The organism is Saccharothrix syringae (assembly GCF_009498035.1).
Lineage (GTDB): Bacteria > Actinomycetota > Actinomycetes > Mycobacteriales > Pseudonocardiaceae > Actinosynnema > Actinosynnema syringae.
The window spans coordinates 790,207-815,751 of record NZ_CP034550.1 but is presented as its reverse complement, the minus strand read 5'-3'; the positions used below and the strand labels follow the sequence as shown (position 1 = coordinate 815,751).

The 25,545-nt window shown below is 73.4% G+C and carries 27 protein-coding genes; 17 read left to right on the top strand and 10 right to left on the bottom strand.

Annotated features, from left to right (window positions below; genetic code table 11):
- Positions 1–66 precede the first annotated feature (66 nt).
- The 3 genes from EKG83_RS03890 to EKG83_RS03880 all read right to left on the bottom strand — a co-directional run bounded on the left by EKG83_RS03890 (position 67) and on the right by EKG83_RS03880 (position 2,677).
- Entirely contained in the window at positions 67–1,959 is a 1,893-nt protein-coding gene (locus EKG83_RS03890) for an ABC transporter ATP-binding protein (protein ID WP_033430463.1), read from the bottom strand.
- Positions 1,960–2,068: 109 nt separating this feature from the next.
- The gene (locus tag EKG83_RS03885; protein ID WP_033430464.1) at positions 2,069–2,347 is read right to left on the bottom strand and encodes a hypothetical protein; all 279 of its coding nucleotides are present in this window, start codon (positions 2,345–2,347) and stop codon (positions 2,069–2,071) included.
- 9 nt (positions 2,348–2,356) lie between these two features.
- Positions 2,357–2,677: a hypothetical protein gene (locus EKG83_RS03880; RefSeq protein ID WP_153277861.1), complete on the bottom strand. Its 321-nt coding sequence runs from the start codon at positions 2,675–2,677 to the stop codon at positions 2,357–2,359.
- A gap of 150 nt (positions 2,678–2,827) precedes the next feature.
- Between EKG83_RS03880 and EKG83_RS03875 the strand changes: the two genes are divergently transcribed.
- Positions 2,828–4,147 carry a TetR/AcrR family transcriptional regulator gene (locus EKG83_RS03875; protein WP_033430466.1) on the top strand — a complete coding sequence of 440 codons (1,320 nt, stop codon included), beginning with the start codon at positions 2,828–2,830 and terminating at the stop codon, positions 4,145–4,147.
- A gap of 158 nt (positions 4,148–4,305) precedes the next feature.
- On the opposite strand, the gene EKG83_RS03870 is transcribed toward EKG83_RS03875, so the two are convergent.
- Complete coding sequence (locus EKG83_RS03870; protein WP_051765494.1) at positions 4,306–5,250, bottom strand: 4-hydroxy-3-methylbut-2-enyl diphosphate reductase; 945 nt, start codon at positions 5,248–5,250, stop codon at positions 4,306–4,308.
- A gap of 63 nt (positions 5,251–5,313) precedes the next feature.
- Between EKG83_RS03870 and EKG83_RS03865 the strand changes: the two genes are divergently transcribed.
- The 8 genes from EKG83_RS03865 (at position 5,314) to EKG83_RS03830 (ending at position 11,013) form a co-directional block, all read left to right on the top strand.
- Positions 5,314–5,811, top strand: a complete 498-nt coding sequence (locus tag EKG83_RS03865; protein WP_033430468.1) for a lipid droplet-associated protein — start codon at positions 5,314–5,316, stop codon at positions 5,809–5,811.
- Positions 5,804–7,114 (top strand): exodeoxyribonuclease VII large subunit, encoded by a 1,311-nt coding sequence (gene xseA, locus EKG83_RS03860; protein ID WP_084716313.1) that lies wholly within the window; start codon positions 5,804–5,806, stop codon positions 7,112–7,114. Before EKG83_RS03865 ends, xseA begins: the two co-directional genes overlap by 8 nt.
- Before the next feature lie 22 nt (positions 7,115–7,136).
- Complete coding sequence (locus tag EKG83_RS03855) at positions 7,137–7,502, top strand: sugar ABC transporter substrate-binding protein (RefSeq protein ID WP_084716322.1); 366 nt, start codon at positions 7,137–7,139, stop codon at positions 7,500–7,502.
- The gene (locus tag EKG83_RS03850; protein WP_033430469.1) at positions 7,499–7,723 is read left to right on the top strand and encodes an exodeoxyribonuclease VII small subunit; all 225 of its coding nucleotides are present in this window, start codon (positions 7,499–7,501) and stop codon (positions 7,721–7,723) included. The genes EKG83_RS03855 and EKG83_RS03850 overlap by 4 nt, the downstream gene beginning before the upstream one ends.
- 80 nt (positions 7,724–7,803) lie before the next feature.
- Positions 7,804–8,853: a class II fructose-bisphosphatase gene (gene glpX / locus EKG83_RS03845; RefSeq protein WP_033430470.1), complete on the top strand. Its 1,050-nt coding sequence runs from the start codon at positions 7,804–7,806 to the stop codon at positions 8,851–8,853.
- Positions 8,854–8,986: 133 nt separating this feature from the next.
- On the top strand, positions 8,987–9,754 hold the full coding sequence (locus EKG83_RS03840; protein WP_033430471.1) for a S1 family peptidase: 768 nt from the start codon (positions 8,987–8,989) through the stop codon (positions 9,752–9,754).
- 140 nt (positions 9,755–9,894) lie between these two features.
- Positions 9,895–10,509 (top strand): L,D-transpeptidase, encoded by a 615-nt coding sequence (locus EKG83_RS47420; protein ID WP_033430472.1) that lies wholly within the window; start codon positions 9,895–9,897, stop codon positions 10,507–10,509.
- A gap of 60 nt (positions 10,510–10,569) precedes the next feature.
- Entirely contained in the window at positions 10,570–11,013 is a 444-nt protein-coding gene (locus tag EKG83_RS03830; RefSeq protein ID WP_033430473.1) for a L,D-transpeptidase, read from the top strand.
- A gap of 53 nt (positions 11,014–11,066) precedes the next feature.
- Here EKG83_RS03830 and EKG83_RS03825 read toward each other — a convergent pair whose 3' ends face one another.
- Positions 11,067–12,038, bottom strand: a complete 972-nt coding sequence (locus tag EKG83_RS03825) for an NAD(P)/FAD-dependent oxidoreductase (RefSeq protein ID WP_033430474.1) — start codon at positions 12,036–12,038, stop codon at positions 11,067–11,069.
- Positions 12,039–12,102: 64 nt separating this feature from the next.
- Between EKG83_RS03825 and EKG83_RS03820 the strand changes: the two genes are divergently transcribed.
- Positions 12,103–13,497 carry a class II fumarate hydratase gene (locus EKG83_RS03820; protein ID WP_033430475.1) on the top strand — a complete coding sequence of 465 codons (1,395 nt, stop codon included), beginning with the start codon at positions 12,103–12,105 and terminating at the stop codon, positions 13,495–13,497.
- Here EKG83_RS03820 and EKG83_RS03815 read toward each other — a convergent pair.
- Positions 13,494–13,718, bottom strand: a complete 225-nt coding sequence (locus EKG83_RS03815; protein ID WP_033430476.1) for a hypothetical protein — start codon at positions 13,716–13,718, stop codon at positions 13,494–13,496. The two genes, EKG83_RS03820 and EKG83_RS03815, sit on opposite strands and share 4 nt — an antisense overlap.
- An 85-nt stretch (positions 13,719–13,803) precedes the next feature.
- Between EKG83_RS03815 and EKG83_RS03810 the strand changes: the two genes are divergently transcribed.
- The 3 genes from EKG83_RS03810 to EKG83_RS03800 all read left to right on the top strand — a co-directional run bounded on the left by EKG83_RS03810 (position 13,804) and on the right by EKG83_RS03800 (position 17,823).
- Positions 13,804–14,751 (top strand): cyclic nucleotide-binding domain-containing protein, encoded by a 948-nt coding sequence (locus tag EKG83_RS03810; protein ID WP_033430477.1) that lies wholly within the window; start codon positions 13,804–13,806, stop codon positions 14,749–14,751.
- A 36-nt stretch (positions 14,752–14,787) separates the two neighbouring features.
- The gene (locus tag EKG83_RS03805) at positions 14,788–16,317 is read left to right on the top strand and encodes an ATP-dependent DNA ligase (RefSeq protein ID WP_033430478.1); all 1,530 of its coding nucleotides are present in this window, start codon (positions 14,788–14,790) and stop codon (positions 16,315–16,317) included.
- A gap of 66 nt (positions 16,318–16,383) precedes the next feature.
- On the top strand, positions 16,384–17,823 hold the full coding sequence (locus EKG83_RS03800) for a GuaB1 family IMP dehydrogenase-related protein (protein ID WP_033430479.1): 1,440 nt from the start codon (positions 16,384–16,386) through the stop codon (positions 17,821–17,823).
- Between the two features lie 215 nt (positions 17,824–18,038).
- Here the strand turns inward: EKG83_RS03800 and EKG83_RS03795 are convergent, their stop codons facing one another.
- Together EKG83_RS03795 and EKG83_RS03790 are read right to left on the bottom strand one after the other, a co-directional pair.
- Positions 18,039–19,328 (bottom strand): PhoH family protein, encoded by a 1,290-nt coding sequence (locus EKG83_RS03795; RefSeq protein WP_033430480.1) that lies wholly within the window; start codon positions 19,326–19,328, stop codon positions 18,039–18,041.
- Positions 19,329–19,793: 465 nt separating this feature from the next.
- Positions 19,794–21,026, bottom strand: a complete 1,233-nt coding sequence (locus tag EKG83_RS03790; protein ID WP_033430481.1) for a hypothetical protein — start codon at positions 21,024–21,026, stop codon at positions 19,794–19,796.
- A 235-nt stretch (positions 21,027–21,261) separates the two neighbouring features.
- Between EKG83_RS03790 and EKG83_RS03785 the strand changes: the two genes are divergently transcribed.
- Both EKG83_RS03785 and EKG83_RS03780 read left to right on the top strand, forming a co-directional pair.
- On the top strand, positions 21,262–21,651 hold the full coding sequence (locus EKG83_RS03785) for a hypothetical protein (protein WP_033430482.1): 390 nt from the start codon (positions 21,262–21,264) through the stop codon (positions 21,649–21,651).
- Between the two features lie 580 nt (positions 21,652–22,231).
- A complete protein-coding gene (locus EKG83_RS03780) occupies positions 22,232–22,561 on the top strand; it encodes a hypothetical protein (RefSeq protein WP_033430483.1) in 330 nt (109 codons plus the stop codon).
- Positions 22,562–22,656: 95 nt separating this feature from the next.
- Here the strand turns inward: EKG83_RS03780 and EKG83_RS03775 are convergent, their stop codons facing one another.
- Complete coding sequence (locus EKG83_RS03775; protein WP_033430484.1) at positions 22,657–23,436, bottom strand: isoprenyl transferase; 780 nt, start codon at positions 23,434–23,436, stop codon at positions 22,657–22,659.
- A 132-nt stretch (positions 23,437–23,568) separates the two neighbouring features.
- Between EKG83_RS03775 and trhA the strand changes: the two genes are divergently transcribed.
- Both trhA and EKG83_RS03765 read left to right on the top strand, forming a co-directional pair.
- A complete protein-coding gene (trhA, locus tag EKG83_RS03770; protein WP_051765496.1) occupies positions 23,569–24,195 on the top strand; it encodes a PAQR family membrane homeostasis protein TrhA in 627 nt (208 codons plus the stop codon).
- Positions 24,192–24,536: a hypothetical protein gene (locus tag EKG83_RS03765; protein ID WP_051765498.1), complete on the top strand. Its 345-nt coding sequence runs from the start codon at positions 24,192–24,194 to the stop codon at positions 24,534–24,536. Before trhA ends, EKG83_RS03765 begins: the two co-directional genes overlap by 4 nt.
- Here the strand turns inward: EKG83_RS03765 and EKG83_RS03760 are convergent.
- Positions 24,533–25,534: a M1 family aminopeptidase gene (locus tag EKG83_RS03760; protein WP_033430485.1), complete on the bottom strand. Its 1,002-nt coding sequence runs from the start codon at positions 25,532–25,534 to the stop codon at positions 24,533–24,535. The genes EKG83_RS03765 and EKG83_RS03760 overlap by 4 nt on opposite strands.
- Positions 25,535–25,545: the final 11 nt, after the last annotated feature.

The following is a 25,545-nucleotide window of genomic DNA, read 5'->3' as shown; positions in this document are numbered from 1 at the left end:
TTTCACCAATGGGCCATCCTGGTCAACCGGGGAGTACGCCGTCAAGGAAGCGGCGGCGGAGTGTCGCTACTCGTTCGACGGGGCCAGCAGCCCTCCCCGGTACGCGGCGGCCTGCAGCTCGAACAGCTCGTGGTAGTGGCCGCGCAGCGCCATCAGCTCCTCGTGCGTGCCCTGCTCGACGATGCGGCCGCGGTCCAGCACGACGATCCGGTCGGCGTTGCGGATGTTGGCCAGCCGGTGCGTGACCAGGATCGTGGTGCGGCGCGCGGTCGCCTCGCGCAGCCCCTCGAACACCCGTGCCTCGGCCCGCGCGTCCAGGGCGGCCGTCGGCTCGTCGGCCACCAGCACGGCGGCGTCGCGGTAGGTGCCGCGGGCGATGCCCATGCGCTGCCACTGGCCGCCGGACAGGTCCTGGCCGTCGTTGAACCGCCGGGACAGCACGGTGTCCGGCCCGCCGGGCAGCGAGGCGATGACCTCGTCGGCGCCGGACTTGCCGACCGCGTCCAGGTAGGCCCGCTCGTCGTCCCGCTCCAGGCGGCCGACCAGGACGTTGTGCCGGGCGGTCATCGGCCACTGCGCCGGGTCCTGCGCGATCACCGCGACCGACGAGTGCACCGCGTGCTCGTCGGCGACCGCCAGGTCCACGTCGTCCCAGCGGACCGTGCCCGACGTGGCCGGGTACAGGCCGGTGAGCACCTTGCCCAGGGTGGTCTTGCCCGAGCCGTTCTCGCCCACCAGCGCCACCACCTCGCCGCGCGCCACGGTCAGGTCCACGTCGCGCAGCGCGGGCTGCTTGCCGCCGGGGTAGGTGAACGACACCCCCTCCAGCCGGATCGCGGCCGGGTCGGCGGGCGGGCGCACCGCGGACCGGCGCGTGGCCCGCGCGGCGCCCTCGACCAGCAGCTTGCGGTAGAAGTCGATGTAGAAGGAGTCCTCGTACAAGGCGTTGACCGCGCGCGTGGTGTTGCCCAGCGACGAGAACCCGGTGCGCATGGCCAGCACCGCCGTGCCCGCCAGCGCCAGCTCCATCGCGCCGGTCCGCAGCAGCAGGCCGAGCACCAGGTACGCCGCGCCCGTGCCGACGCCCGCGAGCGCCCGCCCGGTCAGCCGGACCAGGTTCGTCCGGTGGGCCATCCGGATCTCGTCGCCGACCAGGCTGTCGGCGATCCGGCGGTACTCGGCCAGCAGCCGCTCCTGGAGGGTCAGCGCGGTGCGCTCCAGCGCGAAGTCGCGGTCGGTGGCGACCTCCTCCACCACGCTCTTGCGGGTGTCGCGGGTGACCGAGTCGAGGAAGTGCTCGTAGCGCAGCTTCGACGCCTTGGCCGCGGCCCACGCGTTGGCCAGGGCCGCCAGCAGCAGCGCGGGCACGAGCCACGGGTTGAGCAGCCCGACGGTGACCACCGACGCCACCAGCGAGATGCCGCCGGAGAGCAGGTCGGCGAGGTAGCGGAGGCTGGACTCCATCGACCGCACCCCGCGCCGCCCGCCCTGGCGGGCCAGCTCGCGGAAGTCGGCGTCCTCGAACGCGAGCAGCCGCGCCCGCGCGAGCACGGCGGTGACCTCGTCGTTCGCCGCGCGGGTGACGCGGGGCCGCAGCGAGCTCTCCACCGCGGCCACCGCCGTGTCCAGCAGGGCCCGGACGACGAACGAGCCGACCACCACGGCCAGCGCGGGCAGCGCGCGGACCAGCCGGTCGGGCGTCGGGCCGTCCCGCAGGAGGGCGGCGAACACGTCCGCCGTGGCCAGCAGGCCGAACGCGGTGACGCACCCGGACACCACGTGCACCGCGGCGGCGGTGAGGGTGAGGCGGGGCGAGGTCGCCCACGCGAGGCGGAACACCGCCGCCACGGCCGCGGGCAGGCTGCGCAGCGCCTTGCCGAGGCTCACCGACATGCCCGCCCGGCGACGGGCCCACTGGGGGGTGGCGACGTTCTCCACCCCGATCAACACGCTGCTCACCCGACCAGGTAACGCGGCGGGGCGGGGACGTGCCAACCGCTTTCGCCGTCGGCGCAGGCAGTTGCTGCGGGAGGGCGTTCCTGGAAGCCGTGGCCGCACGCCCGCCGGATCACCGCTCCCGCCCCGCCTCCCGCTCCCCCGCGACCCGCCCCACCTCCGCCAACGCCTCCCGCGTTGCCTCGGCGACAGCCGCCCGCCGAAGCAGGTCCCGGCGCACCGCCCGGCGCAGTTCACGCCTGGCCCGCACCCCCGGCCGGCGGCGCAGCCACCACCCCGCCCCGGCCAGCAGGGCGATCGCCGCACCCCACCGGCTCACCACGAACGGCGTCACCGCGTTCACCACCACCTCGACCACGACAACGCCGAAGATCCCCGCCGAACCGCGCACCGCCGCCCCCTACAACCCGCGACCGCGCTGGATGCGGTCGACGCGCTCGACGTGGTTCAGCTCGATCCGCACCAGCAGCGCGTTGAGCCGTTCGTCGCCGCCCGCGACCGCCCGGCGGTGGTCGTCCACCGCCTTGACCGCGTCCATCGCGTCCACCGCCAACCCGGCCGCGACGACGAGGTCCACCTGTTCGACGATCTCGTCCACGGCCCGGCGCCGCAGCGCCGCCCGCAGGCGCCTGCCCTCCCGGGACAGGACGAGCCCGCCCCAGGTGCGCATCAGGGGTGACATCTCGGCCTCGGCCGCCAAGTGCTGGAGCCCTCCGGACATGGCGCAACTCCTCCTCTGCCGCTGCGGTTCCCCTGAAGTGCAGCGCCCCGCGCGTTGGCGGATCAAGGAACCCGGGGTTGGGTGCGAACCCAACCCCGGGTGACGACGATCTCGGTAACTTGGGACACCCACGACGGACGGGAGGCCACCGTGCGGAACCCACCGCCGTCCCGCGCCAAGCTGCTCCGGGCGGGCCGGGAGATCCTGCTGACGGCCGGGCGGCACGTCCTGCTCAAGGGCCTCACCGTGTCCGCCGTGGTCGAGCGGGCCGGCATCTCCGAGACCACGTTCAACAACAACTGGCCGACCAAGGTCAGGAACGGCGTGCTGGGCGGTCACCGGAAGTACATCGACGATTTACTGGGGTCGCTCGTCTCCGACGGACCGCGCATCACCCAGGACGTGCTGGCCGACAGGATCTTGCAGGTCTTCGGCGAGAACCAGGGCGACCCCCGGCGCGCCCTGCGCGAACTGGCCAGGTGGGACTTCGAGGCCGTCCGCGACCACCCGGCCACGCTCACCAGGATGCTGGTCGCGACCCTGGCCCGCGACCACCCGGTGGCCGTGCGGTCGGTCCGGCTCGTCTACGACGACATCACCCGGAAGGCCGCCAGGGCGTACTCCAGCACGCTGGCCGGCTGGGGCGGGGAGTTCCGCAGGCCCTTCACCGCCGAGAGCATCGCGGTGGTGCTGACCTCGCTGGTGGAGGGCATGACGCTGCGCTGGCTGCTCGACCCGAAGGCGGTGCCGGACGAGCTGTTCGGCGACGCGGTGACCGCCCTGGTCGGCGCGGTCGTCGACGTGGAGCAGCGGCACGAGCACATCGACGACGTGATGGAGCCGCTGTCGCGGGAGGTGATCCGCAAGTACCGGGCCGAGGAGGACCGCGACGACCCGGACGACCCGTGGACGGCCATCCTGGAGGCCGCGGAGGGCGAGTTCGCGCAACGCGGCTACTACACCACGCAGCTGCACCACATCGCCGCGGCGGCGGGCGTCGACACGGCCAAGCTCACCCGGTTCTTCCCCACCAAGGCCGACATCCTCGAACACGGCCTGCGGCCCGTCCACGACGACCTCAAGCGGCAGGTGTCGCACGACGCGCTGCTGCGCCGCGGGCCCGAGGACGTCGTCCGGCGGCACCTGCGGCGGCTCGCCCGCGCGGTCGCCAGGCACCGGACGTGGTTCGACGCCCTCGTGTCGCTCGCGATCCAGGACCTGGCCCGGGAGCGCGACGAGGCGGCGGCCCGGGTGCGCGCCGCCCTGGACTTCCCCGCGCTCATCGCGCCGGCCCTGGCGGCGGGGCAGGACGCCGGGGTGTTCGTGGCCGTGCTGCCGCCCGACGAGCTGGCGACCATGCTGACCAACAACGTGCTCGTGCGGGCGTTCAGCCGGTGCGAGCACCCGCCCGAGGAGGTGGCCGCCGCGGTGGGCGCCGTCCTGCTCGACGGCATCCTGGTCGCGCCCTAGCGGCGGGCCCCGGCAGCGGAACCCCTGCGCACCGAGCCGCAGCACGCACAGCCCGGCGCGCACGGCCCCAGCACGCACAGCCCCAGCACGCACGGCCCGGCGCACCAAGCCCCGGCGCACCCGGAGCCCACGCGCACCAGGCCCCGGCGCACCGGACCCTAGCGCACCATGTCCTTGCGCAGCTCGCGCGGCAGGGCGAAGGCGATCTTCTCGTTCGCCGTGGTGATCTCCTCGACCTGCCCGTACCCGCGCTCGGCCAGGTGCGCCAGCAGGTCCATCACCAGGATGTCCGGCACCGACGCGCCCGAGGTGACGCCGACCGTGGTCACGCCCTCCAGCCACGCCTCGTCGACCTCGCGGGCGTAGTCGACCAGGTGCGCCGCGCGGGCGCCCGCCTGGAGCGCCACCTCGACCAGCCGCACCGAGTTGGACGAGTTCTTCGAGCCCACGACCAGCACCAGGTCGCACTCGGGCGCCATGGTCTTCACCGCGGTCTGCCGGTTGGACGTGGCGTAGCAGATGTCGTCCGACGGCGGTTCCTGCAGGTCCGGGAACCGCTCCTTGAGCTGCCGCACGCGCACCATGGTCTCGTCGACCGACAGCGTCGTCTGGGACAGCCAGACCACCTTGGACGGATCGCGCACCGCGACCTTGTCCACGTCCTCGGCGGTGTCCACGAGCTGGATGTGCTCGGGCGCCTCGCCCTGGGTGCCCTCGACCTCCTCGTGCCCCTCGTGGCCGATGAGCAGGATGTCGTAGTCCTCGCGGGCGAAGCGCCGGGCCTCGTTGTGGACCTTGGTCACCAGCGGGCACGTGGCGTCGATGGTGCGCAGGTTCCGGTCGGCCGCCTCCCGGTGCACGGCGGGCGACACGCCGTGCGCGGAGAACACCACCAGCGCGCCCTCGGGCACCTGGTCGGTCTCGTCGACGAAGATCGCGCCCCGGGCCGACAGCGTCTCGACGACGTGCTTGTTGTGGACGATCTCCTTGCGCACGTAGACCGGGGCGCCGTACTGCTCCAGCGCCTTCTCCACGGTCACCACGGCACGGTCCACGCCGGCGCAGTAGCCTCGCGGCTTGGCCAGGAGCACTCGCTTGTCCATGGCCCCCAGGGTACGGCGTGCCAGGTGTAGGCATCCGGCGGCCGACTGCGGCAGGCTGTAGCCATGAAGCCACTGCCGCTGCCGGTCCGCCTCGCCGCGGGACTGGCGGTCACCGCCGTCGAGCAGGCCCGCAAGCTACCGCAGCAGCTCGTGGGGCTCCCGGTGACCGTGGTCAGCGAGGCGCTGCAGCTGTCCATGCGGGTGCAGCAGCGGGTGACCGAGCTCGCAATCAAGGGCGACGACGTGCTGGCCGTGCTGCGACCGGCCGAGCAGGAACCCGAATGGGCGACGTTCGACGAGGACTTCGACGAGACCGGCGCCGACGCCGACGCGCCCGCCGGGGACCCGTGGGCCGAGGAGGAGCGGGCGCTGGCCGCCGAGCCGCCCGCGGTGCTGCCCGACTACGACGGGCTGTCGCTGTCGCAGCTGCGCGCCCGGCTGCGGGCGCTGTCGGTCGACGACCTGGAGCAGCTGCTCGCCCACGAGCGCACGCACGCCGCCCGGCCCGAGTTCACCGGGATGCTCACCCGCCGCATCGCGAACCTGAGGTCCGGTGGCTGAGGAGCGGTCCAGTCCGGAGAACCCGTGGCCGGTGCGCACGGTCGCCCGCAAGATCTTCGACTGGATCAACCGCCTGGGTGACGTGTGGGTGGAGGGCCAGGTCACCCAGCTGAGCGCCCGCCCCGGCACGGCGACCGCGTTCCTCACCCTGCGCGACCCCTCGGCGGACATGTCGATGCAGCTCACCGCGGCCGTGGGCATGGTGCGCGAGCTGCAGCTCACCGAGGGCAGCCGGGTGGTGGTGCACGGCAAGCCGCACTTCTACCCCAACCGCGGCACGCTCAGCCTGCGCGTGGACGAGATCCGGCAGGTCGGCATCGGCGAGCTGCTGGCCCGGATCGAGCGGTTGCGCAAGCTGCTGGCCGCCGAGGGCCTGTTCGACCCGCGGCGCAAGCGCAGGCCGCCGTTCCTGCCCAACAAGGTCGGCCTGGTCACCGGTCGCGCCTCGGCGGCCGAGCGGGACGTGCTGACCAACGCGCACGCCCGGTGGCCGGGCGCGCGGTTCCGGGTGGTCAACGTGGCCGTGCAGGGCGCTTCGGCGGTGCCGCAGATCCTCACCGCACTGTCGACACTGGACCGCGACCCCGAGGTCGACGTGATCGTGCTGGCGCGCGGCGGCGGCAGCGTGGAGGACCTGCTGCCGTTCTCCGACGAGGCGCTGTGCCGGGCGGTGGCGGCCTGCCGCACGCCGGTGCTGTCGGCCATCGGGCACGAGCCGGACACCCCGCTGGTCGACCACGTGGCCGACGTGCGCTGCTCGACGCCCACCGACGCGGGCAAGCGGGTGGTGCCGGACGTGGCCGAGGAGGCCCAGCGCCTGCGCCAGATGCGCGACCGGGGCCGCCGGGCCCTGCACGCCTGGGTCGACCGGGAGCACAAGCTGCTGGCCTCGCTGCGCACCCGGCCGGCGCTGGCCGACCCGCACGGGCCGCTGGACCGGCGCGCCCAGGACGTGGACCAGCTGCGGGAACGGGCGCGGCGCGCGGTGCGCCACCGGCTCGACGCGGAGACCGCGGGGCTCGATGCCACCCGGGCGCGCTTGACGACCCTCGGGCCTGCCGCCACGCTGGCCCGGGGGTACGCCGTGGTGCAGCTCGTCACACCCGAGGGGGTGGCCGGGGTGCTCCGGTCGACCTCGCAGGCGCCCCCGGGCACCCGGCTGCGGGTGCGCGTGACCGACGGGGCGGTGCACGCGGTCGTCACCACCGACGGGGACGACGACCGGGCCACCGCCGGCGGGCACGGCGACCGGGGCGGCGATCGGGCGGAGGAAGGAGGCGGTGGTGCCGAACCCGGCGCGTGAACCCACGTTCCTGCCCTTGACGATGTCCGCCGCGGGCGGTGCGGACGACGACGAATCGCGCACCGTGCGCGACCGGGCCGAGTTAGCCGACCGGGCCGCCGCCGACTGCTGGCTGTCGCTGGTGGCGGGCTGCACGTCGGGCAGGCAGGCGCTGGTCGACCGGCTGCACGACCTGTCCGAGGCGACCTGCGGCTACGCCGGGATGCGCTGGTGGCTGGGCCACGGCTCGGTGCACCGCAGGCGCGTCGCCGACGCCGAGGACCGCATCGACGACGCGGTGCGGGAGGGTGACGGCGCGGAGTTCGCCGAGGCGTTCATCGGCTACGACCAGGCGGTGGCCACGGTCGTGGTGCACGTACGGAATCGATTGGGGAAGACGGTCACGTGAGCGACCCTGCGGTCGAGGAGCTGGGCTACGAGCAGGCCAGGGACGACCTGGTGGAGGTCGTGCGCCGGCTGGAGGCGGGCGGCCTGTCGCTGGAGGAGTCGCTGCGGCTCTGGGAGCGCGGCGAGGCGCTGGCGAAGACCTGCGAGCGGCTGCTCGCGGGCGCCCGCGAGCGGATCGATCAAGCACTCAGTGTGACCGAGGAGGACGTGGCCGAGGGGTGACCGCGTGCGAGGATTGGCCTACCGACCGGTAGTCCAGTCCCGACCGGCCACCAGGCCGGCTCCGCGCGAGGGAGCGCCCCATGAGCAGCAGCCCGTCCGAGCGTCGTCGCGAAGCACCCGACCGGAACCTCGCGCTGGAGCTCGTCCGGGTCACCGAGGCCGCGGCGATGGCCGCCGGGCGCTGGGTCGGCCGGGGCGACAAGAACGGCGGCGACGGCGCGGCCGTGGACGCCATGCGCAAGCTCATCGGCACCGTGTCGATGCGCGGCGTGGTGGTGATCGGCGAGGGCGAGAAGGACGAGGCGCCCATGCTGTTCAACGGCGAGGAGGTCGGCGACGGCAACGGCCCCGACTGCGACGTGGCCGTGGACCCGATCGACGGCACCACGCTGATGGCCAAGGGCATGCCCAACGCGCTGGCGGTGCTCGCGGTGGCCGAGCGGGGCGCGATGTTCGACCCGTCCGCCGTGTTCTACATGGAGAAGCTGGCCACCGGGCCGGAGGCGGCGGACGTCATCGACATCACCGCGCCGATCGCGGAGAACATCCGGCGGGTGGCCAAGGCCAAGCACAGCGACGTCTCCGACGTGACCGTGTGCGTGCTGGACCGGCCGCGGCACGAGGGGATCGTGCGGGACGTGCGCGCGGCGGGCGCCCGCATCCACTTCATCTCCGACGGCGACGTGGCGGGCGCGATCTCCGCGGCCCGCCCCAACACGGGCATCGACCTGCTGGTGGGCATCGGCGGCACGCCGGAGGGCATCATCGCGGCGGCGGCGCTCAAGTGCATGGGCGGCGCGATCCAGGGCAGGCTGTGGCCCAAGGACGACGCCGAGCGGCGCAAGGCGCTGGACGCGGGCCACGACCTCGACCGCGTGCTGACCACCGACGACCTGGTGCGCGGCGACAACGTGTTCTTCTGCGCGACCGGCGTCACCGACGGCGACCTGGTGCGCGGCGTGCACTACCGGGCGGGCGGCTGCACCACCCAGTCGATCGTGATGCGCTCCAAGTCCGGCACGGTGCGCATGATCGACGGCTTCCACCGGCTCACCAAGCTCCGCGAGTACGCGTCGGTGGACTTCGACATCCCGCCCGCGGGCGAGGACGCGCTGCCCCCGCTGCCCTAGCGGCACACGGATGTGAACGACAGTTAATGGTCAACGCGCGTTACCGGCCGATCGGCTGTGTTGATCACGCGGCGTTCATCCCTAGTTTCCGATTCGTGCCCGGCAACCCTGCGCCGGGCGCGGAGAGGAAGCGATGAAGGTTCGTACCCTGTTCACCGCCTTCGCGGTGGCGATCGGCGCGGCGCTCGCGGGCGCGGCCGGGGCGGCGGCGGCCCCGGCGGCGGACGGCGAGGTCACCCCGTTCATCGTGGGCGGCGGCAACGCCACGCAGACCTACTCGTTCATGGTGTCCCTGCAGAGCACCTCGGGTAGCCACTTCTGCGGTGGTTCGCTGATCAAGGCCAACTGGGTCGTCACGGCCAAGCACTGCGTGCAGGGCCGCTCGGCGTCCTCGGTCCGGGCCCGCATCGGCACCACCAACCGCACCAGCGGCGGCACGGTGGCGTCGGGTGCCCAGATCGTCACCCACCCCAGCTACGACATCGCGCTGCTGCGCCTGTCCACCTCGGTCAGCCAGACCCCGATCGCGGTGGCCTCCACCTCGGGCGCGGTCGGCACCGCCACCCGCATCATCGGCTGGGGCCAGACCTGCGCCCCGGCGGGCGGCTGCGGCGCGCCGGTCACCCTGCAGGAGCTGGACACCTCGATCGTCTCGGACGGCAGCTGCCTGGGCATCTACGGCTCGTACGAGATCTGCACCAACAACCCCGGCGGCCGGGCGGGTGCCTGCTACGGCGACTCGGGCGGCCCGCAGATCAAGTCCGTGAACGGCGTGTGGCAGCTGATCGGCGCCACCAGCCGCGCGGGCAACAACAGCTCCACCTGCGCCACCGCCCCGTCGATCTACATGGACGTGCCGGCGTTCCGCTCGTGGATCAGCCAGTACGCGGGCACGGTCTGAGCCGTACCGCACCGGCGTTCGAGGGCCGTCCCACCTCCGGGTGGGGCGGCCCTTCCCCATTCGTTACCGAACGCGCTGCAACACCGGGCGCGCGGCGGGCGTCACCAGGGGTGTAACCAGCACAACCCGGGGGGTTTCCGATGCGCAAGAAGACGATGGCGGCGATCGTGCTCGCGGTGGTGGCCCCGCTGCTCGCCACGGCCTGCGGCGGCCCGGCGCGGACGGCCGCGCAGACGCCCGGGCCGACCACCGCCCCCGCGTCGACTTCCACCTCCACGTCGACCACCGCCCCCACCCCCGCCCCGGCTCCCGCGCCCGACCCGCGGGTACCCCCGGCCGAGCCGGTCCCGGTCGCCACCACGCCGGTGCCCCAGCCCGCACCGGCGCCGCGGGTGAACGCGTCAAGCACCCCGTGCGACATCACCGACGGCGCGTGCGTTCGGCTGTCCACCAAGGAGTCCTGGCTGATCAGCGGCGGCCGGGTGAGCTACGGCCCGGTGCCGATCACCTCCGGCCGCCCCGGCCACGAGACGCCGGTGGGCACGTTCTCGGTGCTGTGGAAGGTGCGCGACGACTGGAGCATCCCCTACGACGCGGCCATGCCGTTCTCCACCTACTTCGTGGGCAACGGCATCGCGTTCCACGAGGGCAGCCTCACCGACCCGTCGCACGGGTGCGTCCACCTGTCACGTGAGGCGGCCTCGAAGTACTTCGACACGCTCCAGGTCGGCGCGCAGGTTCAGGTGACTGCCTGAGGTCGTGCGGTTTGGGTCACACCTACCCGGGGGTAGCCATCCGGTGAGGGGTGATTCGAGATGAAGACGAGGAAGACGCTCGGTACGGCGGCGGTCGCCGCCGCGGCGGCCTTGACCAGCTTCGGCCTCGCGGCACCCGCCGACGCTTCGACCGGCACGCCGTGCTCCATCGCCAACGGCGCGTGCGTGCGGCTGTCCACCAACCAGGCGTGGCTGATCTACAACGGGAGCGCCAGCTACGGGCCCGTCGCGGTGTCCCACGGCATGCCGGGGTACGAGACCCCGGTCGGCACTTTCCCGGTGCTGCGCAAGGTGAAGGACGAGTGGAGCGTGCCCTACAACGGACCGATGCCGAACTCGGTGTACTTCACCACCGACGGCATCGCGTTCCACCAGGGCGACACCTCGCGGCCGTCGCACGGCTGCGTCCGCCTGGGTCCGCAGGAGTCGTTGACGTTCTACGACAACCTGTTCCCGGGCGAGCAGGTGCAGGTGGTGGCCTGACCCCCGCCGGACAGGAGGTCCCCGCACCGTGGCGGGGGACCTCCGTCACGTCCTCAGCCCGCGTTGCTGGAGTGCCCGGGGAACAGGTGCGCACCCGGGTTGAGCGCGACGGCGATGTTGTTGACCGCGGTGGCGGCCTCGCCGAAGCCGGTGGCGATCAGCTTCACCTTGCCGGGGTACTGGGCGACGTCGCCGGCGGCGTAGACGCGGTCGCGCGCGGTGCGCATGGTGGTGTCGACCACGACGGCCCGGTGGTCCAGCTCCAGGCCCCACGACTCGATGGGGCCCAGGTCGGCGGTGAAGCCCAGCGCCGCCACCACGGTCTGCGCGGGCAGCACCTTGCGGTCGCCGCCCTTGACGGCCAGCTCCACCTCGGCGAGCCCGGTGTCGCCGCGCAGTTCCAGCACCTCGGCGTCGGTGATGATCGGCACGCCGAGGTCGCGCACCTGCCGCACGGTCGGCGGGTGGGCGCGGAAGGTGGCCCGGCGGTGCACCACGGTCACGCTCGCCGCGATCGGGGCCAGCGCCAGCGCCCAGTCGAACGCCGAGTCGCCGCCGCCGACGACCACCACGTCCTGGCCGGTGTGCGCGGCGAGCTGCGGCACGAAGTGCACCACGCCCCGGCCCAGCCAGCCGTCGCCCGCGGGCAGCGGCCGCGGCCGGAACTCGCCCATGCCCGCGGTGATCAGCACGGCGCCCGCCTTGACCGTCCCGCCGTCGGCCAGCCCGACGCGCACCCCGTCGTCCACAGTGGACAGCGTGCGGGCCTGGCGGCCGAGCAGGTAGGTCGGCTTCCACTGGTCGGCCTGCTGGACGAGCGCGGTCACCAGGTCGCGCCCGCGCACCGCCGGGAACCCGGCCACGTCGAAGATCATCTTCTCCGGGTACATCGCGGTGATCTGGCCGCCCGCCTCGGGCAGCGCGTCGACCAGCGCGACCGACAGGTCCCGGAACCCCGCGTAGTAGGCCGCGAACAACCCCGTGGGGCCCGCGCCGACGATGAGCAGGTCGACCTCAAGGTCCATGGACCGACCATAGGTGTTCCGCGCCACCGTGCCCAGTAAGGCAAGGCGGTCCAAACTCGGTGTCATGGGCGAACAGGAGTACCGCGTCGAGCACGACACCATGGGCGAGGTCCACGTGCCGGTCGACGCGCTGTGGCGTGCGCAGACGCAGCGCGCGGTGGAGAACTTCCCGATCTCCGGGCGGGGCCTGGAGCGCGCGCAGATCAGGGCCCTGGGCCTGCTCAAGGCCGCGGCGGCCCGGGTGAACGAGCGGCTGGGGGTACTGGAACCCGAAGTGGCCGGCGCCATCGCGGCCGCGGCCGACGCCGTGGCCGCGGGCGAGCACGACGACCACTTCCCGGTGGACGTGTTCCAGACCGGGTCGGGCACCTCGTCCAACATGAACGCCAACGAGGTGATCGCGACCCTGGCCGGCCGGGCGCTGGGCCGGGACGTGCACCCCAACGACCACGTCAACGCCTCGCAGTCGTCCAACGACACGTTCCCCACGACGCTGCGGATCGCGGCGACCGAGGCCGTGGCGCGCGACGTGGTCCCGGCCCTGGAGCACCTGGCGGCCGTGCTGGAGGCGCGGGCGGCGGACTGGACGTCGCTGGTCAAGTCCGGGCGCACGCACCTGATGGACGCCGTGCCGGTCACCCTGGGCCAGGAGGTGGGCGCGTGGGCCACCCAGGTGCGCAACGGCGTCGAGCGGCTGAACTCCTCGCTGCCCCGGCTGGCGGAGCTGCCGATCGGCGGCACGGCCGTGGGCAGCGGCCTCAACGCGCCCGCGGGCTTCGGCGCGGCGGTGTCGGCGGAGCTGGCCGCGGCCACCGGCCTGCCGCTGACCGAGGCGCGCGACCACTTCGAGGCCCAGGCCACCCAGGACGGCGTGGTCGAGGTCTCCGGCCAGCTCCGCGCCACGGCCGTGGGCCTGTTCAAGATCGCCAACGACCTGCGGTGGCTGGGTTCCGGCCCCCGGACCGGCCTGGGCGAGCTGGCGCTGCCGGACCTCCAGCCGGGCTCGTCGATCATGCCCGGCAAGGTCAACCCGGTGATCCCCGAGGCGACGATGATGGTGGTCGCCCAGGTGATCGGCAACGACGCGGCGATCGCGTTCGCGGGCTCGCAGGGCAACTTCCAGCTCAACGTGATGCTGCCGGTGATCGCGCGCAACGTGCTGGAGTCGTGCCGCCTGCTGGCCGCGGTGGCCCGCCTGCTGGCCGACAAGGTCCTGGTGGGCGCCGAGCCGCAGGTGGAGCGGATGCGCGAGTACGCCGAGTCGTCGCCCTCGATCGTCACCCCGCTCAACCGCCACCTCGGCTACGAGGAGGCCGCGTCGATCGCCAAGCAGTCGCTCAAGGAGCGCAAGACCATCCGCGAGGTGGTGCTGGAGCGCGGGCACGTGCCGGGGAAGCTCACCGAGGCCCAGCTCGACGAGGCCCTGGACGTGCTGCGCATGGCCAACGGCGGTCGCTAGCGGGCCGGCCCGGCGCCCTCGTTCGCGAACAGCCCCAGCTCGCGCTCCAGCAGCAGCGCCAGGGGGACCACGGCCACGAACGCGGCTCCCCCGCTGAGGAACGCCGAGGACAGGGCGGCGCCGCCGCCCGCGACGAGGACGCCGGCCACCAGGGCCGCGATCACGCCCAGCAGGACGGCGACCAGGACGAGTAGCGTCCGGTGCGCGGAACAGCAGCTCATGGGTTTCTTCCCGACTGCTCGGAGGGGTTGTTCCGGACGACTTCCTGTCATTTGATGGTACTAAGCGAGACAAGCGAGGTCCAGGATGACCCGGCGGTCGAACCCGGTCGCCCCCGAGGGGGGCGAACTCGGTGCGTTCGCGCGGGACCTGAGGGCGTTGCGGGACGACCGCGGCGCCGCGGCGCCGAGCGTCGACGAGATCAGCAGGCACGAGGGCATCTCCCGCTCCACCCTGTACGCCGCCCTGAGCGGGAGCAGGCTGCCCCGGCGCGAGGTGGTGGCGGCGCTGGCCAGGGCGTGGGGCGGGGACGAGGCCGAGTGGCTGCGCCGGCGCAGCGAGGTGGAGTCCCGCCTGGCCGCGTCCCCGCCGCCCCCGGACACCGGCCCGCGGCCGGACAAGCCGAGCGCCGAGGCCGTCGAACTCCTGCACCGCGAGGGGCGCCGGGCGCACTACCCGCGCGGTTCCCTCCTATACCGGGAGGGCGAGCACGACGGCGGCGTGATGCTCGTGGTCAGCGGGCTGGTCAAGGTCTCGGCCGCCTCGACCGACGGGCAGGACGTGGTGCTGGGGGTGCGCGGTCCGGGCGAACTGCTCGGCGAGGTGAGCGCCCTCACCGGCGGCCCCGCCACCGCGTCCGTCACGACGCTGTCCGAGACGACGGTCACCAGGCTGGCCGCCGGGGCGTTCGACGCCCTCGTGCGTGAGAACCCCCGGTTCACCGCGGAACTGCTGCGGATCATGGCCCACCGCGTGGACACGGCGAACCGCCGGCACGCGATGCACGCCTCTCCGCCGCTGCACCGCCTCGCCCGCGTCCTCGTGGAACTCGGGACCGCCTATGGCGAGGCGCAACCCGACGGCGGCCTGGTGCTCCGCGGCCTCACGTTGCCGGACCTGGCCGGCCTCATCGGGGTCAGCTGGGTGACGGTGCAGAGGTGCCTCTTCCAGCTCCGGGACACCGGTTTGATCCGGACCGGTTACCGCGTCCTGACCCTGGCCCCGGAGCTGTTCGAGCCCGGCGCCGTGCGCTGATCAGCCGTTGTCGGTGGTCCGGTGCACGATGGGTGCGTGCTGTTCAGCGAAGTCGTCGAGACGTCCGCCGCCGTGGGTGCCACGCGGTCGCGCCTGGCCAAGGTCGAGGCGCTGGCCGGCCTGCTGCGCCGGATGACCACGCCCGCCGTGGTGTCGTTCCTGGTCGGCGTGCCCAGCCAGGGACGCATCGGCGCGGGCTGGCGCACCGTGCTCGACCTGGACGTCGAACCCGCGCCCGGACCTTCGCTCACCGTGTCCGATGTGGACGGCGCGCTGGGCGCGTTCGCGGCCATCTCCGGCAAGGGCGCGGCGGGTCGGCGGGTCGCCGCGCTGACCGACCTGTTCGCCCGGGCCACCGCCGCCGAGCAGGACTTCCTCAAGCGGCTGCTCACCGGCGAGCTGCGCCAGGGCGCGCTGGAGGGCGTGATGCTGGACGCGGTGGCCAGGGCCGCCGACGTGCCGGGCGAGGTGGTGCGGCGGGCGTTCATGCTCTCCGGCAGCCTGCCCGCCACCGCCACCGCCGCGCTGACCGGCGAGGCGGCGCTGGCCGCGTTCCGCCTGGAGGTCGGCCGCCCGGTGCGGCCGATGCTCGCCTCGCCCGCCGAGTCCCTGCCCGGGGCCCTGGCGGAGCTGGGCGCGACCGCGGTCGAGCACAAGCTCGACGGCGCCCGCATCCAGGTCCACCGCGACGGCGACGGGGTCCGGGTGTTCACCCGCACCCTGCGGGAGGTCACCACGACCGTCCCCGAGCTGGTCGACCTGGTCCGCGGCCTGCCGTGCACCTCGGTGGTCCTCGACGGCGAGACCCTGGCGCTGACCGACGACGGCAAGCCGCGCCCGTTCCAGGAGACGATGAGCCGCTTCGGCGCGCAGGACGTGCGCGAGCTGCTGCTCAGCCCGTTCTTCTTCGACTGCCTCCACCTCGACGGCGAGGACCTGCTGGACCGGCCGCTGCGCGAGCGCCTGGACGCGCTCAGGCGGGTCGCCGGCGACCACCTCGTCCCCGGCGCGGTCGAGCCCGGCCCCGAAGAGGCGGCCCGCGTCCTGGACGAGGCGCTGGCCGCCGGCCACGAGGGCGTCGTGGTCAAGTCGCTCGACTCGGTCTACGCGGCCGGCCGCCGCGGCCGGGCGTGGCAGAAGGTCAAGCCCGTGCACACCCTCGACCTGGTGGTGATCGGCGTCGAGTGGGGCAGCGGCCGCCGCAAGGGGCTGCTGTCCAACCTGCACCTGGGCGCCCGCGACCCCGACGGCGGCCCGCCGGTCATGGTCGGCAAGACGTTCAAGGGCCTGACCGACGAGCTGCTGGCCTGGCAAACCCGCGAACTGCTCGCCCGCGCCACCGACCGGGACGACTGGGTGGTGCGGGTGCGCCCCGAGCTGGTGATCGAGATCGAGCTGGACGGCGTGCAGGTCAGCCCCCGCTACCCCGGCGGCGTGGCGCTGCGGTTCGCCCGCGTGGTCCGCTACCGGCCGGACAAGGACCCGGCCGAGGCCGACACCGTCGACGCCGTGCGGGCCCTGCTGCCGGGGCCCGGTTCGGCGGAAAGCACCACCGAGGCCCCGTAGCACCCGCCCGGTCCTGTGCGCGGATCCAGGGCGGACCGCCCCCGCGACGGGTATCGTCAAGCTCTCGTGCGATTCATCGAAGGGCATCGACCCAGCTACGACCTCACCTACGACGACGTGTTCCTCGTGCCCGGCCGATCGGCCGTGGACTCGCGGTTCGGCGTCGACCTGTCGACCCCCGACGGCACGGGGGCGACGATCCCGATCGTGGTCGCGAACATGACCGCGGTGGCGGGACGGCGGATGGCCGAGACCGTGGCCCGCCGCGGCGGGCTGGTGGTGCTGCCCCAGGACGTGGCGCCCGAGGCGGTGGCCGGGATCGTCGGCTGGGTCAAGGACCGCCACCCGGTCTGGGACACCCCGCTGACCCTGCGCCCGGGCGACTCGGTCGCCGACGCGCTGAACCTGCTGCACAAGCGGGCGCACGGCGCGATCGTCGTGGTCGACCCCGAGGGGCGGCCCACCGGCGTGGTGGACGAGGCGGCGTGCGCCGGGGTCGACCGGTTCACCCGCCTGGGCGACGTGGCCGACGAGCGGATCACCGCCCTGCCGATGGACACCGCGCCGCGCGAGGTGTTCGGCGCGCTGACCGGCGGCACCCAGCGGATCGCGCTGGGCGTGGACGAGCGGGGTGCGCTGCGCGGCGTGATGACCTCCCTGGGCGCGCTGCGCGCCGAGGTCTACGCCCCGGCGCTGGACGGCGCGGGCAGGCTCCGCGTCGCCGCCGCGATCGGGGTGAACGGCGACGTCACGGCCAAGGCCGAGGCGCTGCTGGCGGCCGGGGTGGACGTGCTGGTGGTGGACACCGCCCACGGCCACCAGGAGAAGATGATCGCCGCGCTCAAGGCCGTCCGCGAGGCCCGGCCGACCGTGCCCGTGGTCGCGGGCAACGTGGTCACCGCCGAGGGCGTGCGCGACCTGGTCGAGGCGGGCGCGGACATCGTCAAGGTCGGCGTGGGCCCCGGCGCCATGTGCACCACCCGCATGATGACCGGCGTGGGCCGACCGCAGTTCTCCGCGGTCGCCGAGTGCGCCGCCGAGGCCCGCCGGCTGGGCAGGCACGTCTGGGCCGACGGCGGCGTGCGCCACCCGCGCGACGTGGCCCTCGCCCTGGCCGCGGGCGCCGCCAGCGCCATGGTCGGCTCCTGGTTCGCGGGCACCTACGAGTCGCCCGGCGACCTCCAGCGCGACGAGCAGGGGCGGCTGTACAAGGAGTCGTTCGGCATGGCCTCCAAGCGGGCCGTGAGCGCGCGCACCCGCACCGACAACGCGTTCGACCGGGCGAAGAAGGGCCTGTTCGAGGAGGGCATCTCGACCTCCCGGATGCGGCTGGACCCGCTGCGCCCCGGCGTGGAGGACCTGCTCGACTCGATCACCGCCGGTGTCCGGTCGGCCTGCACGTACGCGGGGGCGCAGACGCTGGAGGAGTTCCACGCCAAGGCCACCCTGGGCGTGCAGAGCGCCGCCGGGTTCGCCGAGGGCCGCCCGCTGCCCGCCGGGTGGTGAACCGCGGGGTGGTGAACCGCGCGGGGTGACCTGCCGGGCGGTGATGGCCGGGCTCGGCCGGCTGAGGCTCGGCGAGCGCGGCGCAGCGCGGTGGGCCCGGCAGGCCGGCGCGGCTCGTCCTGCGCGCCGCGCCGCCCCGGCGCCGCCGTCCGAGCGGCTCGACGGCGTGCCGCCGCAGGGGCCCCCGCCGCGCGGAGGCCCCCGTCGGCGCGTCGTCAGGCGGTGTAGTCCTCCAGCATCTCGGTGACCAGCGCGGCGATCGGCGAGCGCTCCGACCTGGTCAGCGTCACGTGCGCGAACAGCGGGTGGCCCTTCAGCTTCTCGATCACCGCCACCACGCCGTCGTGCCGCCCGACCCGCAGGTTGTCGCGCTGCGCCACGTCGTGGGTGAGCACCACCCGCGAGTTCGCGCCCAACCGCGACAGCACGGTCAGCAGCACGTTGCGCTCCAGCGACTGCGCCTCGTCGACGATCACGAACGAGTCGTGCAGCGACCGGCCGCGGATGTGGGTCAGCGGCAGCACCTCCAGCATGCCGCGGTCCATGACCTCCTCGACCACGTCCTGGCTGACCAGCGCGCCGAGGGTGTCGAACACCGCCTGCGCCCACGGCTGCATCTTCTCGGTCTCGGAACCGGGCAGGTAGCCCAGCTCCTGCCCGCCCACCGCGTACAGCGGGCGGAAGACCACGACCTTGCGGTGCTGGCGGCGCTCCATGACCGCCTCCAGGCCCGCGCACAGCGCGAGCGCCGACTTGCCCGTGCCGGCCCGTCCGCCCAGCGAGACGATGCCGACCTCGGTGTCCAGCAGCAGGTCGAGGGCCACGCGCTGCTCGGCGGAGCGGCCGTGCAGGCCGAACGCCTCGCGGTCGCCGCGCACCAGCCGGACGCGCTTGTCCGGCGTGACCCGGCCCAGCGCGCTCGACGTGCCGGCGAGCAGCCGCAGACCGCTGTGGCACGGCAGCTCGGCCAGGTGCGCGAGGTCGTGCGCCACCGGGTCGACCGAGCCCTCCCGGTACAGCGCGTCGACCAGCGACTGGTCCACGTCCACGTCGGACATGCCGGAGTAGCCCGACAGCGTGACGTCCTGCGCGCGGTACTCCTCGGCGGCGAGGCCGACGGCACCCGCCTTGACGCGCAGCGGCATGTCCTTGGTGACCAGCGTGACGACGTAGCCCTCGGCCGCGAGGTTGAGCGCGCAGGCGAGGATGCGGGCGTCGTTGGAGTCCGTGCGGAAGCCCGCGGGCAGCACCTCCGGGTCGGTGTGGTTCAGCTCGACGCGCAGGGTGCCGCCCACGTCGCCGATCGGCACCGGGGAGTCCAGCCTGCCGTGCTGGAGCCGGAGGTCGTCGAGCAGGCGCAGCGCCTCCCGGGCGAACCAGCCCAGTTCGGGGTGGTGCCGCTTGCCCTCCAGCTCGCTGATCACCACGAGCGGCAGCACGACCTCGTGCTCGGCGAACCGCGTGATGGCCAGGGGGTCGGAGAGCAGCACGGAGGTGTCCACCACGTAGGTGTGGGTGGTCGGCGCACCGCGGCGCCGGGACGTGCTGCGCGATGAGCCTGAGGAACGGCTCGCGGGTCGTCGTGCGTTCACGGCAACTCCTCACGAACGCGGCACCCGCGTCCGCTCCTCGCTGGGCCAGGCACCAACCCCGATCGACCGGTCCGCCTCACACCTTCAGGCGTACCGGCCACGAAGGCCGGGTGCCGGCCCCCTCGCGCTCGTGACAGCCACGATCAGGGCCTCCCTGCGCGGTCCGCAGTGGACGCGTCCCGCCAACCGGAAGTTACCTCCGCAGGTCCCTCTTATGCAGGCAGCCACACAGGTGATTCGCCAAATGGTCACCTCGGCGCAAAATCGGCGAAAGAAGCGCCGCGGGCGTGCTCGTGGCGCACCACCGGTCGTCACCTCGGCGCAACGCGGCATCGTCCACGCAGCTCAGGGGCATTGCGCCCGATCCGGTGACGGTGGTCACCCGGAGTGTCCGGACGGCCGGGGCGCGCCCGCCTCGACCTCCTCGCGGAGGGCGTTCGGGACCAGCGGTTCGTCGAGCAGCTCCAGGTAGCGGTCACCGCGCCCGCCCGGCGACGCCAGGTCCAGCCACGCGCGGACCAGCCGCACGCCCTCCACGTAGGTGGTGGTGTAGGTCCGCCACAGCGGGTCGCCGAGGAAGCGCAGCATGTGCCGGGCCCGCGACTCGGGCACCAGCAGCCAGCGGCGCAGGAAGGCCACCACGTCGTCGGGGTGGGCGCGGCGGTCGTGCAGCATCAGCGCGGCGTCCTGGCGCACGGTGAGCAGCCCGGCCAGCGCGGCCTCGACGCGCTCGGACAGCTCGCCGTCCACCCGCAGGCCCAGGTCGGCCACGACCTCCTCGGTCCAGCGGCCCCAGCCCGGGCCCACCGCGGCGTGCAGGGCCAGCTCGGCCATGCCCTCCGACAGCAGGCACTGCGGGGTGTTGATCAGGAACAGCGACTGCTCGGCGTGCCCGCGCCCGCCGACCAGGCCGACCTCCTTGCGGCAGCGCTCGGTGTGGTGGCCGGGGTAGGACTCGTGGGCGACCAGGTGCGGCAGGTTCGAGGTGCGGTGGCCGAGGTCGGCGTTGACCGACACCCGCGAGCGGAAGCCGCCCAGGTAGTGGTTGAACCCGCTCCACGGCTTGCCGGTGACCACCTCGTACTCGACCACCTCGGCCTCGGGCAGCCCGTACCGCCGCCGGACGCGGTCGCGCAGCGCGCCGGACAGGGCGTGCACGGCCGCGCCCAGCCGGCGCGGCGGCACCTCCTCCAGCGCCCGGTGGTCGGCCAGCCGCCCGGCCAGCGGGCCGGGGCCGGGCAGCAGCTCGTCCAGGGCCGCGTGGGCCCGGCGGTAGGCGTCGGGGTGACCGGGGGCGATGTCGACCTGGAAGCAGTCCCGCACCTCGTCCACGAAGCCGACGCGCACCCCGGCGAGCTTGCGCGCCACGGTCCCGACCGCGACCAGCTGGGCGTCGAGGAAGCGGCGGCGGACCGGGTCGTCGACCCCGGCCAGCTCGCGGCGCAGCGCGCCGGCCCGGTCGGCCAGGGCCGCCGGGTGGGGCCGGGGCTCGTCGTCGACCCGGCGGCGCAGCGCGCGGTCGCCGGTGAAGGAGTCCACCAGCCCCGGCACCAGCCGGCCGAGCCGCAGGCCCAGCAGCAGGTACTCCCGCACGATCTCCGCACCGTCCACGGCCGGGGACGATACGAGAAGGACGATCGATTTACCACAGCGCCGCGGACGGCCGCCAATCGAGTTCGGAGAAGACCCTCGAACGGGCGACAAGGTTCAATCCGCACATCACACAATGGTGTTATCGCCATCCGATCGGGGCTCCGGGTTCGGTAGTTTTCCCGCAACGAACCCGCCTCCAGGCTTTCGAACGGCACTGGACCCGACGGGGAACCCCACGAACAGGAGAGCAGAAGTGCTGAAGAAGGCAAGTACCGTCGCCGCGGTCGTGGCCGGGCTCATGATGCTCGGTTCGCCCGCGTTCGCGCTCGCCGGCGAACCCGAGGAGCACGGCTTCGAGCCTTGGAACAGCCACGGCAACTACTACTCGGCCGGTCACGTGGAGAGCTACTACCTGGAGCACGAGGACGGTGACGTGGCCGACCAGTACGGCCTCATCAACTTCGCCGACGACTCCGACGTGCTGAGCAACATCAACCTCTGCGAGATCGAGGTCAACGTCATCGGCATCCCGGTCGCGTCGCAGAACGACGAGAGCGTCTGCATCAACACGGACAACGACGACAACGACGGCAACGGCCACTCGGGCGGCGGCTACGGCGGCGGCTACAGCCAGGGCGACTGACGCCATCCCCGGTCCCGGCCGGTCAGCGGTGGTTCGCGGCGACGCGGACCACCGCTTTTTCGTGCCCGCGCGGCGTTTCCGCGGTCACCGGCGGTCGACGCCGCGCCTCACCCGGGTGACGCGCGGCGTCGACCGCCGGTGACCGCGCAATACCGGTGCTTTCCCGGGCGCGTCGGGCGCATTCCGCACCCACCGCAATTGCCGCCCACACCCGGATCACACCCGTCGGTCAATTAAACCTCGCGGCGCACCCACGATTCGTCGTTCCACCAGGCCATCCCGCCACGGAGCGTGGTGGATATTTCGGCAATCACCCGTCCAGGGGTAGCACGACCAGGATTGGGCCGTTCGGGCAATACGTTCGGACCAAACGCGCGGAAGGCGATCCGTACCCCGCGGGACATAGCCAACAAACGAGGCGAAAAATAGTTCACACGATGGTGTCAGTGGACTGGCACCGCCGCCCGCACCGGGTAAATTATCGCTGCGAGGGCATCACAGCCTGAGCCGCCTGATTCCCCGAATGCTCGTCAGGGATTACGGGGGTCACCACAAATCCCACCAGAGGAGTGTGTTCCACATGTTGAAGAAGGCAGGCGTCGTCGCCATGGCCGCTGCCGGCCTCGTGATGCTGGGCTCCCCGGCCTTCGCGTCCCCGGGTCACGACGGTGACTGGGGCAGCAACACCGCGATCGGCGAGCTCAACTCCTACTACGAGGAGGGCGAGGAGGGCGAGATCGCCGACCAGTTCGGCCTGGTGAACTTCGCGGGTGACTCCGACCTGCTGAGCAACCTCAACGTCTGCGAGATCGAGGTCAACGTCATCGCCGTCCCGATCCTGGCGCAGAACGACGAGAGCTACTGCATCAACACCGACAACGACGACAACGACGAGAACGGCGACGACTGAGTCCTCGGTCGATCGACCCGCGTTGAAGTCGCGGAGGGCGGCACTCCCCCGGGGGTGCCGCCCTCCGGCGTTTCCGCGAATCCCCCGCCGGACCGTCAGGAACCGAAGCGGCGGTGGCGCAGCGCGTAGTCGCGCAGGGCGCGCAGGAAGTCGGTGCGGCGGAACTCCGGCCAGTACGCCTCGCAGAACCAGAACTCCGAGTGGGCCGACTGCCACAGCATGAACCCGGACAGCCGCTGCTCGCCCGAGGTGCGGATGAGCAGGTCGGGGTCGGGCTGGCCGGAGGTGTAGAGGTGCTCGGCGATGTGGTCGACGTCCAGGACCTCGGCCAGCTCCTCGATCGTGCCGCCGGACTCGGCGTGCTCCAGCAGCAGCTTGCGGACCGCGTCGGCGATCTCCTGCCGGCCGCCGTAGCCCACCGCGACGTTGACCTCCAGGCCGGTGCGGGAACGGGTGCGCAGCGACGCGGCGGACAGGCGGGCGGCGGTCTCGGTGGGCAGCAGGTCGAGCGCGCCGACGTGCCGGATGCGCCACGGGTTGCCGGGTTCGGCCAGCTCGTCGACGATGTCGGCGATGATGTCGAGCAGCGGCACCAGCTCGTCCGCCGGTCGGTCGAGGTTGTCCGTGGACAGCATCCACAGCGTGACCACCTCGACCTCGGCCTCGCGGCACCAGCTCAGCAGCTCCAGGATCTTGCGGGCGCCGGCGCGGTGGCCGTGCGCCACGTCCGTGAAGCCCGCCTCCTTGGCCCAGCGGCGGTTGCCGTCGAGCACCACGCCGACGTGCCGCGGCCGTTGCCTGCCGTCGAGCCACCGGGTGAGGCGGTACTCGTAACCCTTGAGGAGGACGTTCTTGACCCGTTCGCGGAGACCCACGCCGGTAGAGCGTACGCCGCGTGGGGGCGGTCACGCCGTGGCGTGGTGCCGGCGTACTTACGGTCCCGTAACCTCGGGCGGGTGACCACGTCGACGCTCCCGCAGCCCCCGGCTCCCGCACTGCGGCCGCGTATGCGCGGCTGGCTCCACCTCTGGTCGTTCGCCGTGTCCGTGGTGACCGGCGTGACGCTCGTCGTCCTGGCCGCGACCACCGCGTCCGCCAAGGCCGCGCTCGCCACGTCCGTCTACGGGGTGACGGTGCTCGGCCTGTTCGGGGTGAGCGCCCTCTACCACCGGGTGAACTGGACGAGCGCGCGGGCGCGGACCTGGATGAAGCGCCTGGACCACTCGATGATCTTCGTGTTCATCGCGGGCACCTACACGCCGTTCGCCCTGCTGGCGATGGCGCCGTCCACCGGCAACGTGGTGCTCACCGTGGTGTGGGTCGGCGCGCTGTGCGGCGTGACGCTCAAGCTGGCCTGGCCGCACGCGCCCCGGTGGCTCGGCGTGCCGATCTACATCGCCCTGGGCTGGGTCGCGGTGTTCGTGCTGCCGGACCTGCTGCACCACGTGGGCGTGGGCGCCCTGGTCCTGCTGCTGGTGGGCGGCCTGCTCTACACCGCGGGCGCCGTGTTCTACGCGACGAGGTGGCCCAACCCGTGGCCGCAGGTCTTCGGCTACCACGAGTTCTTCCACGCGGCGACCGTGCTGGCGGCGCTGTGCCACTACATCGCCATCTGGTTCGCGATCTACGCGTGACCGCGCCCGCGCACGCGACCTTCGTCACGGGCCGGGCCGTGCGGTGGGTCAGCGACGAGCCGTTCCCCGGGTGGGTCGAGGTGCAGCTCACCGACGCCCACGGCGTGGTGTGGAGCCTGTTCGACAAGCCGCTGGTGTTCGACGACGAGGGGCGCCTGCGCGGCAACACCGCCTACCCCGTCGACGTGCAGGTGGCCTGCGAGGTCGTCGGCCGGGGGCGGTTGGACGACGGCACGGAGGTGCTGACCGTCTCGACCCGGCTGCCGTGGGGCATCGAGGCGGTCGGCGGGCGCACCGAGTTCCTGGTGGACGTCCACCAGGTGACCACCGGCGAGGTCTAGGCCGCCCAGCGGGCCTCGAACTCGGCCGCCGCGGCGTGGCCGTGGGCGAAGTCGGTGAACACCGCCCGCAGGCCGCGCAGCAGGGCGTCCCGGCCGATCCTGGCCTCGACGGCGAGCACCCGGTCCAGGTGCGGCCGGTAGGGGCGGTCGGGTGGCGGCGGGTCGTCCCAGACCCCGCCGGGGAACTCGGTCTCGGCGAACAGCCTGCTCAGGTACACGGCCAGGCCCTCGACCAGCCAGGGGTCGCCGTCGACCAGGTTGCCGGACCACGCGTGCGCGACCTCGTGGCCGATCGCGGTCACCGCGTGGCGCGGGTCGGCGAAGCGCTCCAGCGCGCCGAGGTCGACCAGGACCAGACCCTGCGTCGACAGCGCCAGGGACCGCAGGCCGGGCACGAACACCAGCTCGCACTTCGGGTACGGGTGGGACACCAGCAGGTCGGAGAAGAACGCGATCGCGCGGGCCACCAGGTCGGCCACCCGGTCGGCCACCGGGGTGCCGGCCGCCGAGCGCGGCACGTGCACCGCCCCGGCGACCTCGACGAACGGCCCGGCCGCCACCGACAGCCAGGCGGGCGAGACCGGGGCCGTGGGCGCGAAGGTGCGGACCTCGCCCTCCGCGACCACGGGCAGCCCGTTGGCCAGGCACTTCCACGAGGCGGGCACGACCGCCGCCACCGTCGCGGGCGCGCGCTGCGGCCGGCCCGCGAAGTGGGGCACGACCTGCGGCGCGCCGTGCGGGTGGGTCGTCGTACAGAGGTAGACCTGGCCGTCGGCGGGGTCGGTCACGCGGCGGAAGCCCAGACCGGTGTACGGCAGCAGCGCCTCCACCCGCAGCGCGCCGGGCTCCCGGCGCGGCGGGGCGAGCAGGTCGCCGCACACCTCCACCGGCCCGGGTTCGCCCCGGAACCGCAGCGTGGTGCGGTTGCGCACGCCCTCCGCCGCCGGGTCCAGCCGCCAGGTCAGGTCGTACGACTCCACCTCGACCAAGGTGATCACCCCGGTCCCGA